11 protein-coding genes are annotated in these 13,784 nt (G+C 48.1%); 7 read left to right on the top strand and 4 right to left on the bottom strand.

The features are described from left to right. Nucleotides 1-19 precede the first annotated feature (19 nt). From KAI37_RS20520 to KAI37_RS20510, 3 genes are read left to right on the top strand one after another with little or no spacing between them, the layout of a single operon-like run. Complete coding sequence (locus tag KAI37_RS20520) at nucleotides 20-1,054, top strand: Gfo/Idh/MocA family protein (protein WP_071642701.1); 1,035 nt, start codon at nucleotides 20-22, stop codon at nucleotides 1,052-1,054. Between the two features lie 11 nt (nucleotides 1,055-1,065). Further along, nucleotides 1,066-2,175 carry an ethanolamine utilization protein EutH gene (gene eutH, locus KAI37_RS20515; protein WP_220030119.1) on the top strand — a complete coding sequence of 370 codons (1,110 nt, stop codon included), beginning with the start codon at nucleotides 1,066-1,068 and terminating at the stop codon, nucleotides 2,173-2,175. A 5-nt stretch (nucleotides 2,176-2,180) separates the two neighbouring features. Further along, nucleotides 2,181-4,034, top strand: coding sequence for a beta-glucoside-specific PTS transporter subunit IIABC (locus KAI37_RS20510; RefSeq protein WP_104498051.1), 1,854 nt, complete (start codon nucleotides 2,181-2,183; stop codon nucleotides 4,032-4,034). A gap of 83 nt (nucleotides 4,035-4,117) precedes the next feature. Here KAI37_RS20510 and KAI37_RS20505 read toward each other — a convergent pair whose 3' ends face one another. The 4 genes from KAI37_RS20505 to KAI37_RS20490 form a co-directional block, all read right to left on the bottom strand. Then, complete coding sequence (locus KAI37_RS20505; protein WP_071642697.1) at nucleotides 4,118-5,212, bottom strand: glycosyltransferase family 4 protein; 1,095 nt, start codon at nucleotides 5,210-5,212, stop codon at nucleotides 4,118-4,120. 51 nt (nucleotides 5,213-5,263) lie between these two features. After that, nucleotides 5,264-6,358, bottom strand: a complete 1,095-nt coding sequence (locus tag KAI37_RS20500) for a glycosyltransferase family 2 protein (protein ID WP_220030118.1) — start codon at nucleotides 6,356-6,358, stop codon at nucleotides 5,264-5,266. A 57-nt stretch (nucleotides 6,359-6,415) separates the two neighbouring features. Further along, a complete protein-coding gene (locus KAI37_RS20495; protein ID WP_220030117.1) occupies nucleotides 6,416-7,507 on the bottom strand; it encodes a glycosyltransferase in 1,092 nt (363 codons plus the stop codon). Between the two features lie 191 nt (nucleotides 7,508-7,698). Then, a complete protein-coding gene (locus tag KAI37_RS20490) occupies nucleotides 7,699-9,258 on the bottom strand; it encodes an NTTRR-F1 domain (RefSeq protein WP_158659123.1) in 1,560 nt (519 codons plus the stop codon). A 322-nt stretch (nucleotides 9,259-9,580) separates the two neighbouring features. On the opposite strand from KAI37_RS20490, the gene KAI37_RS20485 reads away from it, so the two are divergent. From KAI37_RS20485 to KAI37_RS20470, 4 genes are read left to right on the top strand one after another with little or no spacing between them, the layout of a single operon-like run. Then, the gene (locus KAI37_RS20485) at nucleotides 9,581-10,696 is read left to right on the top strand and encodes an ABC transporter ATP-binding protein (RefSeq protein WP_258383006.1); all 1,116 of its coding nucleotides are present in this window, start codon (nucleotides 9,581-9,583) and stop codon (nucleotides 10,694-10,696) included. Continuing rightward, nucleotides 10,693-11,415, top strand: coding sequence for an ABC transporter permease (locus tag KAI37_RS20480; protein ID WP_029518315.1), 723 nt, complete (start codon nucleotides 10,693-10,695; stop codon nucleotides 11,413-11,415). The genes KAI37_RS20485 and KAI37_RS20480 overlap by 4 nt, the downstream gene beginning before the upstream one ends. A 5-nt stretch (nucleotides 11,416-11,420) precedes the next feature. Next, on the top strand, nucleotides 11,421-12,812 hold the full coding sequence (locus KAI37_RS20475; protein ID WP_220030115.1) for a GldG family protein: 1,392 nt from the start codon (nucleotides 11,421-11,423) through the stop codon (nucleotides 12,810-12,812). Then, on the top strand, nucleotides 12,809-13,747 hold the full coding sequence (locus tag KAI37_RS20470; protein ID WP_220030114.1) for a DUF4340 domain-containing protein: 939 nt from the start codon (nucleotides 12,809-12,811) through the stop codon (nucleotides 13,745-13,747). The genes KAI37_RS20475 and KAI37_RS20470 overlap by 4 nt, the downstream gene beginning before the upstream one ends. Nucleotides 13,748-13,784: the final 37 nt, after the last annotated feature.

Here is a 13,784-nt window from a genome sequence, read left to right as displayed (position 1 = left end):
GTGGATGGAGTGAAGCAACATGTGGAAAATCGGTGTTATTGGAACAGGATATTGGTCGGAAAAACATATAAAAGCATGGCAGTTTATCTCGGATGCAGAAATCAAAGGATTTTGTGATCGAAATAAAGGCTTACTTTTTGAAAAAGCAGCTCAATTCCATGTACCTACTGAATATTGTTACACCAGCCTGGAGGAGATGTTAAGCGAAGCGGATATTGATGTCGTGGACATCATTACACCTCCGGAGACACATCTGGAACTGGTTAGACTGGCGGCCGCAGCCGGAAAACATATTATGTGCCAAAAACCTTTTGCACGTTCTGTGGAGGAAGCTGAGCAGATTGTAGGTATTGCTGAAGCCGCAGGAGTCAGACTTATGGTGACGGAAAATTGGCGTTGGCTTGAACCTTTTCAAATTATAAAAAAATTGCTGGCAGATAATATCGTTGGGAATATGAATGTTATACGTTACACGCATACCGATTTTTATTCGCCGAGGTTTGCTCCGGAAAAAGAGCTGCCCCAGCCATTTTTCAGAGATATGCCCAAGCTCTTGTTTTATGAAATGGGAGTTCATTGGCTGGATACTTGGCGTTTCTTATTCGGTGAACCTCAGCGTTTGTATGCAGAAACCAAGCGGGTCAGCCCATACACACAGGGAGAAGACACAGGCATTATCATGTTAGGTTATGAACATTATTTTGGTCTTATGGACATGAGCTGGGCGACTCGTAGGGAACTGAATGGGCAGCTTCCAGAGCAGGTTCTTCCCGATCATAAAGAACAGCTGGTGATTGAAGGCGATGAGGCCACCCTCAAATTGTATAACACAGGTAAATTATCTCTCGTTAATAATCAGGGAGTCGAAAAAGTATTGGTTGAAAAGACTGAATTAAACTATGAGGAAAGCCATAAAAAGCTACAGGCTCATTTTATAGATTGTCTTAACACGGGAAAAGAATTTCAAACGAGTGGTCACGACAATATCAAGACCCTTCAGCTTGTATTCGACACCTATGACAGCGCAGAAAATCATAAAGTTCATGTGTATTAAGAGGCAACAGGATGTCCATTAACGATATTGTGATGTATGTTATCGCTCTTTTTTTAGTGCTGGGTGCATTGGATCAATGTTTGGGAAATCGCTGGGGTTTGGGACAAGCCTTCAACAATGGGCTCATGACCATGGGCTCTCTTGCTCTGGTCATGATAGGAATTGTTTCCTTGGCTCCTGTACTGGCCTCATGGTTGATCCCCATTGTTTCACCGTTATATGTGGCAATGGGTGCCGATCCGGCATCCTTTGCTAATACGATATTGGCGGTAGATATGGGAGGATACGCGCTTGCGGCAGAAATGGCGCACAGCCAGCAAGCGGGCTTGTTTTCCTGGGTTTTTCTGGGGACCATGTTTGGCCCAACGCTCGTATTTACGATTCCGGTTGCCCTCGGCATTTTGGGAAAAGAGGATCATCCATATTTTGCAAAAGGTATCTTGATCGGTATCAGTACAATTCCCGTTGGCTGTTTCATAGGGGGAATTACCGCCGGATTTGACGTGATTATGATTCTAAAAAATCTGATCATCCCCATTCTCCTTTCAATAATCATTATGCTGGGTTTACGTCTATTTACGGAGCTTACGATCCGATTGTTCAAGTGGTTTGGTAACGGCATTAGGCTTCTATCCCTTGTCGGTTTGGTAGCAATTGGGATCGAAACCTTAACTGGATTTGTGATCATTCCCAATATGGCTCCGTTGTCTGTCGGTGTGCAAACGGTTGGAACGATTGCTATTGTATTGGCTGGTGCGTTTCCGTTGGTTGCTTGGATTACAAAAACATTTAAAAATCCGCTTGAACGGGTAGGATATTTGCTAAACATAGATTCATCGGCTATTGCAGGTCTGGTAGCTAGTCTTGCACATAATATTCCTACTTTCACTTTAGTTAAAGAGATGGAGCCCAGAGGAAAAGTGATCAGTATTGCTTTTGCTGTCAGTGGATCTTTCGTTCTGGGAGGACATCTTGGCTTTATAGCAGGAATGGACAAGAATATGGTGATTGCCATGATCGTGGGTAAACTTGCAGGCGGGATAAGTGCCGTAATTGTCGCAGTTATAGCACATCCAGCTACTACGAATAGAAAAATAGAAAGCGCATCCAAGAAGGAGTGAACATGATGGATCATAAAAAAACAGCCAAAGAAGTATTGAGTGCCGTGGGCGGAAATGAAAATGTGAACAGTGTCATTCACTGTGTCACTCGATTGAGATTTAAACTGAAGGATAATCAATTGCCAGATAAAGAAAAGATCAAGCAGATTGACGGTGTCATTACCGTTGTGGAAAGTGGTGGCCAATTTCAGGTGGTCATCGGGAATGAGGTTCCCAAAGTATACGAAGCTCTTTTGGATACAATGGGAGTAAAGCATGGAGATCAAATGGTTGAAGACGACCAAAAAAATGAAAAAGCGAGCCTATTTAGCCGATTTGTCGATGTAATTTCAGGTGTGTTTATGCCCGTTGTGGGTGTGCTCGCTGCTGTGGGGATTCTAAAAGGATTATTGGCCTTATGCACATCCCTGGGCTGGATGACTGATCAGATGGGCACGTATAAAATTTTATATGCGACAGCAGACGCTATGTTTTATTTCTTTCCGGTTATTTTAGGGTTTTCAGCAGGTAAAAAATTTGGAGGAAACCCGTACCTGTCTGCTGTTTTGGGGGCCGCCTTGGTGTATCCGACTATTACTTCCGCCTTTACGGATAAAACGGCGCTGTCCTTTTTGACCATACCTGTCGTTCTGATTAATTATACTTCTTCTGTTATACCTATCATTATTGGATCGTTCTTGGCAGCTAAGGTCGAAAAAATGATAAGTAAGTATGCACCTGCTTCCATTAAAATGTTTATGGTGCCTTTTCTGACCTTGGTCATCATATCACCGCTTGTTTTTCTGGTTGTCGGACCGATAGCAACTATAATCAGCGATGGGTTAGCTAAAGGCTCTATGTGGATTTACCAGTTAAGTCCGGCTGTAGCTGGCCTCGTTCTGGCCGGGTTCTGGCAGGGCATCATCATCTTCGGTCTGCATTGGGCATTCATTCCAATTCTCCTGAATAATGTAGTTACAAACGGATTTGATCCGATTAACGGTATGCTTTTCTGTACGACTTTTGCGCAAACAGGTGCGGCATTTGCCATCGCTTTGAAATCACGCGACCCTAAATTAAAACCCATAGCCACTTCTGCCACAATTGCGGGTTTGATGGGAGTTACTGAACCAGCTATTTACGGGGTTACGTTACCCGCCAAAAAACCATTTATTTTAGCCTCGATCGCTGGAGGAATCGGAGGAGCTGCAGCAGGCTTACTCGGCTCAACGGCATATGGATTTGCCTCAGGCGGCATTTTTGGTATACCTCTATTCATTAATCCAAAAGGCATGGATGCAGGCTTCATCGGCTTTATCGTATCTTTGGTTGTAGCTTTTGTAGTCGCATTTATTCTGACCTATCTTTTCGGTTATAAAAATGTAAAACCTGCGTCTGAGATTAAGGTTGCAGATGAAAACAAAGAGGAAGAAAAAGCGGTATTCAGTCCTCTACACGGCGAGTTGATTCCTTTAACCGCAGTAAAAGATGAAGCTTTTTCCAGTGGCGCGATGGGCCAGGGAGCCGCTATTATTCCGAAAGAAGGAGTAGCCTATGCGCCGTTTAACGGAACTGTTGTTACCGTTTTCAAAACAAAGCATGCCATCGGGCTTATTTCTGAGGATGGAGTTGAACTGCTCATTCACATTGGAATTAATACGGTCAGCTTGAAAGGAAAACATTTCACCTCCTTTGTGTCTGAAGGGGATACGATTCAAAAAGGGGACAAGCTGGTTGAATTCGATCCCAAAGCTATAGAGGATGAAGGATATGATATTACCACATCCGTCATTGTAACCAATACAGCCGTGTACACGGATATCTTAGTTGAAGATTCCAAGGATATTCATGCAGGAGACCGCTTACTTAAGATTAGATAGATTCCAATACTCAAGAATAAAAGGCAAGTTAAAGCTGACGATGGCCCGTATATAAAAAGGGTTGTCGTCAGCTGTTTTTTTAGTTACCTCACACCCAGCGTGTTCATCATCTGCCGGAAGGAGCGCACATATTTGTCTGGTGCCAACAGGTTAACGATTCGCTCCAGCCCTTTTCTGCGGATAGATTCGCGTTGAGGTACGTTGTTCATCAGGTCTAGTCCTTGCAGTATCGCCTGCAAGATGTCTCCCTGCTGATAAAATTTACCGGTTTCGTTGTGGTCAATGAATGCTCGTACTCCGTCTGAATCAGAGCTTAATACCGGGCAACGACAGGCCATCGCCTCAGCAACCGCATAGCCGAAGCCCTCCACCAGCGAGGTTGATAGCAGGTAGCCACCTGAGTCGCCAATCATGGAGTAATACAGGGGCATTTGGGCATGAGGCACCCTTTTAAAGCGCTCGATAATTGAGGACATGCCAAGCTGAGCAAGCATGTTCTCGAATTGTATTTTATCCTCCGGCTGAGACAAGGTGTCATCATAAAACATCCAGATTCGAAGATCCGAACGGTTTTGCAGCATCCAGTAAGAAATGTCGACAAAATGCCTCCAGTTCTTGTTGGGCTCCAATCGCCCAACCCAGGCAATAATCGGATTGATCGGAGGAGTGTTAGGTACATAATTAAATACGCTGGTATCCAGTACGTTTGGAAACACGTAGCGATTAAGCCATGGACACATGCTGGAGAATAAGTTCACTAAATGAGTCGTATCTGGCAGGAGCACCGCATCGGCGTACTTTTGAAGATACGGAGCCGCATCCGCGACTACCCATGCCGCTTCCTCGTGTGGGCCAAAGCCTTGCGATTCATAGATTAATACCCCCTGATAGCCCAACATTCTCAGTCTGGGGAGCATGGGGTAGTCCGAAGAGACGATAATTGCATCATAGCGATGAGCCTCCACCAGTTTTCGAATTTCTTCTTCAGAAGAGGTCATGAACACTGGAATATCGCCGTGCAGGTTTTGCATCCCGGTCCCCTGCTGATAATAGAGAAGGTGACACTCAATCCCGTCCTGAATGAGCACTTTACAGCGTTGGCGGTTCAAGGTTTCCACACCGCCGCTGGGTATATAAAAAGTAAATAGAATTTTGATCTCAATAACCTCCTTTGCCAAACGCAAGCTCCTATACCAAGTTATTCAACCCACAGGACGGGGTGTGGGTTTCTATGGAAGCCTGGATTGAATCAGCGCATAATTATGGCTAAGGCGAGGGTCTTCCGGGGAGTGCTCTGTCGCTTCTCTCGCAAATTCAGAAGCTTTGTGTAAAAGGCCTAACTCGTAGCAAGCGAGGGCACCAAGATCATACAGTGTGGCGTCCCAGCAAAAATCCTCTTGCATGTACGTATCCGGTCGTGTTGAAATACGCAACGCTTCTTCAACCATATGATAGACAGCGGACCAGTTCCGTGTATGATAGGCCAGCTGAGCCATTTCCGTGTAAGGTTCACGTAAATACGGTGCTTCCGCAATAGCCCGGTATAACCAACGTGTTGCCTCCTGCCATTGTTCACTTGCTTTATAGGCTCTAGAAATAAAGCGCATCGAAGCGCTGCGTTCATCTGCCCAGCTTGCCTGCGGCATGGCAAGATGTTGTTGCAGTGTAGCAATGCACTCGTCCCAACGGCCATGATACATATATTCCCGCCCCAAGTAATGCATGTTGCGGTCATCCTCGGGAAACTCGCGCACAGACTGCTCTAGCAGTGGAAGGTATTGGCTGCGGGACTTGTGCGGATCGGGATCATGATACAAGCGGAGCTGGTCTGATCGGATGCTGCGTTCTTCACCCACCCCGATATATTCAAGCACCTCGTGAACCGGGTGTACCCAGCGGTAACCGTGACGAGTGTGTATTTTTTCTTTCCAGAACCATGTATAAATGGTATCTTGCCCAGGCTGTCCATGTGTAAAGGCATATAGCATCCGGGTAGTTCCTACCCTCCAGTTGCGTTCCAGCCGCGACCGCCAACCTTCCTCCCAGACTTCGTCCAGATCCGTACAGACACAAATATCTATATCGTCAGGGACCAGCCGTAGGGACTCATTACGAGCCTTGTCAAAACGCCAAGGGTTTACCTGGATGCGATGCACCTCTGCACCCGCTTCGCGTAGCAGGGAAACAGTATCGTCTGTAGAGCCGGTGTCCGCTACAATGACAACATCGGCTTCACGCATGGTGTGCATCCAGCGTTTGGCGAATCGGGCTTCATTTTTGCTAATGGCATAGACAGCTATCTTGTACCGATTCGATTGTTGCATTCCGCTTGCTCCTCCTTTGACTTACTAAAAGATTGAGGGGGGGTATGGGGGACACCTTTATTGGGGAGGATTCAGGATTGAGCTGAAAAATTGCCGATTATGCAGGACATGCAGGTCGTTGGGAATGTACGTGGCAGCTTGCTCGTTGTGCCAATTCGCACGTGTGTAATCCTTCATCCGAAAATGGCAAATGCATAGCTGGATATGAGGAAACCACGTTTGGTACGCGTCCTGTACCGGGCCCATCGTGTCGGGAGGATTCAGAGTGGTAGCCATGTCGTACCAATAAATAGCTTTGGAGATCTCGTTTTTATGCAAAAAATAATGACCTATCCGACAGCATAGATCTGCCCTGGGCGTATCGAAGGTCAAACTATGGAGAGCCGCGGTAATACTTTGCTCCAGCTTGCCAAGTTGTTGCAGACAGTCGGCCATTTTGCTACATGCACTAATCGCATCCTCTACCCAGCATTGTCCGGTATCCAGAAAATTTCGGTAAGCCTGCACGGCCTGTTCATATCTTTCATTATCTCTTAACTCGTTAGCGTAATAGTAGAGGTCACGAGGAGAGAAGGCATGACCTTGGGCGAGCAACTTCTCATAAATTCGCAGATTTCTTCCTGGAGAGACTGTATGTGTTCTGGTGTGAGTTATGGCGATATCGGCATGTTGAATATTTCCGTCTACGGCGAGGTACTCATGCACGGCTCCGTGCCAACGGAATCCGGCAGACCTTTTGATCAAGCGGTTTCGGCGAAAATGTAGGGTGACATTGCCATGATCATCAAAGCCATAATGATAATTCATAGACACGGAATCGACGGTTGGTACGGCTGAGGAATCAAGGGTATGCTTTAGCTCAAGCAGCTTGACGGCATCTTGCTCCTTCAAAATATCATCGGCATCAAGCCAGAGAATGTACTCCTTCGTAGCTTGCTCAAACGAATAGTTACGTGCAAGGGCAAAATGATCTACCCATTCAAATGGAAAAATTCGATCTGTAAATCTGCGGCATATGTCAATGGTCTGATCCTGTGAACCTGTGTCCGCGATGTTGATTTCATCCACAATATGATGGACCGATTCCAGGCAACGGCCAATGGTATTTTGATCATTTTTGACGATCATGCACAGGCTGATACTGATCAATTGAGCATCACTCCTTTGGGAACCATCTAAGGATTCAGGTCAAACATAAAGTTGGATTTAAAAGAGGCCTGAGTTATAGAAGCCCTGCCGCAATCGCGGCAGGGCATGGATGACAAAGCCTTAATATGCTGTGCGGCTTTGTCGATAAGGTATGGTACATCGCTTAAACATGATGTGACAGAAAAAGGAGGTTAGAGTCCGGTAGGCCCCGTAGGTCCAGTCGGTCCCGTAGGTCCAGTTGGTCCAATCGGTCCTTCTGGGCCTGTGTCTCCTGTTGGCCCAATCGGTCCAGTCGGTCCTGTAGGTCCAGTAACACCAGTGTCGCCCGTGGCGCCAGTAGGTCCGACAGGCCCAGTAACACCAGTGTCGCCCGTGGCGCCAGTAGGTCCGACAGGTCCAGTAACACCAGTGTCGCCCGTGGCGCCAGTAGGTCCGACAGGTCCGGTAGCACCTGTGTCGCCCGTGGCGCCAGTAGGTCCGACAGGTCCGGTAGCACCTGTGTCCCCCGTGGCGCCAGTCGGCCCGACAGGTCCGGTAAATCCAAGGCCGAATGGTCCAGTAGGTCCAGTCGGCCCGATAGGTCCGGTAGCGCCTGTGTCGCCAATAGGCCCGATAGGCCCGATAGGTCCAGCAGGTCCGGTAACACCTGTATCACCCGTAGCGCCAGTAGGTCCGACAGGTCCAGTAACACCAGTGTCACCCGTGGCGCCAGTAGGTCCGACAGGTCCGGTAGCACCTGTATCACCCGTAGGCCCGACAGGCCCGGTAAATCCAAGGCCAAATGGTCCGGTCGGTCCAGTCGGCCCCGTAGGCCCGGTATCGCCAGTAGGCCCGACAGGTCCGGTAACGCCCGTGTCACCTGTGGCACCAGTAGGTCCGACAGGTCCAGTAACGCCAGTGTCACCTGTGGCGCCAGTAGGTCCGACAGGTCCTGTAGCACCTGTATCACCCGTGGCACCCGTAGGCCCGACAGGTCCGGTAACGCCCGTGTCACCTGTGGCGCCAGTAGGTCCGACAGGTCCGGTAACACCAGTGTCGCCCGTGGCACCAGTAGGTCCGACAGGTCCGGTAACACCAGTGTCGCCCGTAGCGCCAGTAGGCCCGACAGGTCCGGTAACGCCCGTGTCGCCCGTGGCGCCAGTAGGTCCGACAGGTCCGCCAATGCCCGTGTCGCCTGTGGCACCCGCAGGCCCCGTAGCACCTGTAGTGCCACTAGCGCCAGTAGCACCCGTAGGCCCGGCAGGTCCGGCTGGACCCACAGCTCCAGTTGCACTTGCTTTAACAAGAGCAACGGCATCAATGGCTACATCAGCAGTGTTAGCCAAGGCATTTTTACTAATAACCAAAAAGGCATAGGCTGCGTTGGCTGGAACAGGAGCTGTTACTTCATATAGGCTTTGCCATGTTCCGTTCACAGCGTCTGGCAGTGTGCCTGCGCTCAAATAGGTAGTTAGCCCCGTGCCAAGGAAGCTAAAGGCTGCGTCATAGTAATACAGAAATATGTTAACTTGAGGACTGGACAGGCTTCCTATTTTTGCAGCTGAAAGGCTTAACGTATAGCTTTCGCCTGGTGCAGCAAAAACGACCTGGGAAAGAGATGCATCTACTGCGCCTGCTGCCAGGATCGCACTATAAAAGTTTGTCTTTTTTACAGATAAGTTAGTGACAGTCACATTGACAGAGCTCCAAAAAAGGGTTGATCCGATCTCGAAGTCGCCGTTAGAAACTAGATTGGTAAACAATACACTCATCGCTTTTATACACTCCCTTCACACGTTGTAATGATAGTAGATGCGAATCCATATCCTAGCGAACCGTACAAGTTTACGAGGGCAGATGTGTATTTTTGTGTTCACATTTCAGACACATTATTTTAAGCTTCTATTTAAGTGACGTTAAGCTGGAGTTATATGTGGGGGATTATCATTAGAATTTAAAAGTGTAGCATAAGGTGCGGGGAGACCGCTCCGGGAAGGCTTGGAGCTTCCGATCGCTGCTACCTGCTACTCATGCAACATTTTGGGGTAGGGGAGCAGCAGGGAGAAGATTACGATAAAGGAAAGGGTGGAACATGTGCTCAAAGTGCAGCAGGTGAGCAAGTGGTATGAGGGCAACCGGGGTGTACATAAGCTGGATTTTGAAATGCAGCGCGGTGAAATTGTTGGTTTTCTGGGGCCGAATGGTGCGGGTAAAACGACGACGATGCGCATGATTACAGGGTATCTTCAACCCAACGAGGGAGTAATTACGATTGACGGTATCCCGATTCAGGATAAGGGCAGACAGGCCCGTTCCAAAATCGGTTATCTGCCAGAGACTCCCCCTTTGTATGAGGATATGTCCGTAAGATCCTATTTAAAGTTTGTAGCTAGTATTCGGGACGTGCCTGCGAGAGAGCAGAAGCTGCGTATTTCGGAGATGATGTCCCGATTGGGACTGAATGGGAGGGAAAAACAATTAGTCCGCAGTTTGTCCAAAGGGTATAAACAGCGCTTGGGACTGGCAGGTGCGATTATTCATAACCCGGATTTATTGGTACTGGATGAACCAACCTCAGGTTTGGACCCCAATCAGATTTTGGAGATTCGTCAGCTCATTCAGGAGATTGGCGAAAATCATACGGTATTGCTAAGTACGCATATATTGCCTGAGGTGGATGCTTTGTGTAATCGTGTTCTCATCATCCATGAGGGGAAACTGGTCATGGATGGGCGCCCTGACGCGCTCGGCGGTTCGATGGAAGATGGATTCAAGGTGAAGGTGGAGGTTAAAGGCAAGCGGGAGCAGGTGCTGGATGTCCTGCGTACTTGGGGAAAAGTAGAGGTTGAATCTATGGCTACCATGCTATCTACAGCGAACACGGAGCTGACTGCCGCAGAGCCAGATATGACCGGATTGCTACTCACAGGAGACTCAGGTGAGGATTTTCGCGAAGAACTATTTTATGTGCTGTCTGATGCGAAGCTTCCGATTTTGGAGATGAAAAAAGAAAGCCTTAGCTTGGAAAATATCTTCCAGCAGTTAACGACCCGCGAGACGGAAGAAGGTCAGGTCAGCGATCCAGCAGTACAAGACCTACATTCCTCGGAGAATGCATCCCCTACAGCTATCACGGTGGAGCATGGAGATGCTGCGTCCGGCGACGATAAGGCTGAAGAAGATAAGGATACAGGAGGTAATCGGTCATGAGGCGTTTGTTCGCGGTCTGTCAAAAAGAGCTGCAAGCCTATCTGTGGACACCAACGACCTATTTTGCGCTTGCAGTGTACATGCTGCTGACGGGGTTACTTTTTTATACAAATTTTGTTATGTATCAGCCTAGCATTCTGGACTATCGGCTGGTACTCGGTGACACCTTGTCCATGCTGGTGTTCGTCGTCCCATTGCTCACGATGAGGCTGGTTGCGGAAGAATTCAGACAAGGTACGGATGAACTGCTGCTTACCTCACCTGTGAGTGTGACGGAAATGATCGTGGGTAAATTTTTGGCGTCGCTGGGCATGTTGCTCATATTGGTGCTATGCAGTCTAGCGTATCCGGTCGTGATGTCCTTTTATGGGTCGCTGGATTGGACGCTGGTATTAACATCTGTGATCGGTCTGTTTATGCTTGGCGCAGCCATGATGGCGATCGGCTTATTCGCTTCGACGCTTTCACAGCATCAGATGATGTCGGCGGTCGTCAGTTTTATTATTTTACTTGTGTTCTGGATGCTGGATTCGTTTGGAGGCCAGACGGGTGCATCTGCGGCGGTACAGCAATGGCTGGAACCTTTTTCACTAACCGCACGGTTTGACAGTTTCACCAAAGGATTGCTGAATGGAGCCGATGTGATGTACTACGTGACGGTGGCGGTGCTCTTTTTGCTATTCAGCATCCAAGTGGTTGAACGGAAACGGTGGAGGTAATGAATATGAAAAAATGGCTGGGTCATACCAATAGTGTGGTACTATCGATTGCTGCTGTAGGGATTTTTATTTTATTGACGTTATTTCTGCGGTCGTTGGGTGGCTTTCAACTGGATCTGACGGCAGGCAAGCAGTATACGCTGTCTGACCAAACGTTGACGACCATCCAGGGTGTAAAGGAAGACGTACGGCTCATTGCTTTTACCGTATCCACTTCACAAAATCAGAAGCTGAACCAGGATGTTACGGATATGCTGAATGAATACGCCAAGCGTAACAACAAGCTCAAGGTCGAGCAATACGATCTGAATCAGGAACCGATACTGGCCAAGCAATATGGTGTTACTTCAGCGTCTATTGTGTTGGTGCAAGGGGAGAAGAAGCGGGTTATAGATATTGGGAGTCTATTTACGCAAGCTCAGGGGAGTGGTGAAGGGGCATACCAATTTACCGGGGAAGAAAAGCTGACTAGTGGACTGCTGGGATTATCATCTACCCGTCAAGGGAAAGTGGTCTTTCTGACTGGACATGAGGAAATCCCATTGTCCCAAATGACTGAATTAAGCAGCTCACTGTCACAAGATAATGTGAAAACAGAGGAAGTTCAGCTCAATCAGGCGGGGAGCGTGCCCAAAGATGCGTCTGTATTGGCTATTGTCGGACCAGAACGTGATATCAGTGCAACGGAACTGAAGAGTATTCGTACGTATCTGAATGATGGCGGAAAGCTTTTTATGGCACTAGGCTTTCACCCGAACATGGGGTCCGATTGGAAAAACCTTGATGCATTAGCGGCTGATTATGGAGTGAAGGACACTCATGCCATCGTGGTGGATCAGGAACAGACGAATACACTTGGACCTCTATGGACGGTTCCTACCTTCGGCAGTCATGCGATCACCGATAAGTTGGCGGCTTCCAATCTGTACCCGGTTCTTTCACTGTCTATTGCTTTGCAGGCAGGGGAGCCAAAGGATTGGAAGACGACGCTTTTGATGAAATCTTCTGCAGCCAGCTATGGTGAAACGAATATCCAGGGGCTGCTGAACAACGAAACGCAGAAGGATGACAAGGACCCGCAGGGGCCGCTGAATCTTGGTTATGCAGTAGAAGGGAAAGACGGTAAGCCCAAAGCCGTTATTCTCGGAACGTCTGCCCTTTTAAGCGACACTGAGATCAGCACAGGAGGCAATCGAGACTTTGTGCTGAACAGTCTGAATTATGTGCAGGAACATTCTGATGGGCTCACCATTCGTCCTCGTCAGGAGCAGGATTATAAGGTAGCTTACTTGACTCCTGCACAAGCAAAAACGATATTGACCATATCTGTCATCGGATTGCCGTTGCTATTCGCGGTCATCGGAATCTTATTATGGTGGAGGCGAAGAAGAGCATGAGAAAATGGATACCCACAGTGCTACTGTTAGTTGTATTGGGAGCGGGTATAATCTATGCAAAAAGCCAAAACTTCTTTCGTGAACAAGCGCCAGCTGCTCGCCAGCTGGTTCAGCTTACGCAAGAGAATATTACGTCTTTCGCGATCACTGGAAAGGACGGCAAGTCGGTGGAACTTGAACAACATGATGGTCAATGGAGTATGAGTAAGCCACGGACTTACCCGCTAAACCAATATACAATAGGCAATTGGCTAGCAGCGATTCAAAATGTAAAGTTGGGTGAAGTGGTGGAATCTTCTCCTACAGACGTAGCCAAATATGGGATCAGCGCTACCCATGATCAGATTGAGATTAAGACCAAGAAGGGCGACGTTCGTACCTTTGCCTTCGGTGAAACGTTGCCTTCCGGAGATGCTGTTTATGTATTATCAGACAAAAAAGAGATAGCTTCTGTACCTATAGATACACTTTCAGGGTTGTTGCTGGGTGCTGATGATTTTATAGATACAACGCCGTTCGATTGGGACGATACCAAGCTGAGCGGAATAGAGTGGGAAGGCCAAAATGCTTCATGGATGCTCAAATCCTCCGGTAACAGCGGAACCGGAGACAGTGCTTCCACATCTTGGACACTGAACGGAAAGTCAGTGGCCAATGACACGGCGACTTCCCTCTCGCAGCAAATCAAAAACCTGGCCAGCAGTCAGGCCTTGCGCAAAGCCTCCGAGCTGAGCAAGCCTGTTCACCGCTTTACGCTGAGTATATCGCTGGGTAAGGATGATTCCCAGCTGGTCTATCAGGGCTGGACGCTTAACGATGATCCAGATACCGTATGGGTTGTGCCGCCACAAAGTAACTGGGCTTATGGTCTGTCAGTATCTGACGTGAACCGTACTGAACAGAATGGCCACGACCAAGCTCAGACTGGAAAATAATTATTAGAAATTAAATTAGCTGCACAAAGAGGCTCCA

Origin of the sequence: Paenibacillus sp. S25, from assembly GCF_019454085.1 — a bacterium.
Taxonomy (GTDB): domain Bacteria; phylum Bacillota; class Bacilli; order Paenibacillales; family Paenibacillaceae; genus Paenibacillus; species Paenibacillus polymyxa_B.
Note: the sequence above shows the minus strand (reverse complement) of the source record. Positions and strands in the feature narration are given on the sequence as shown.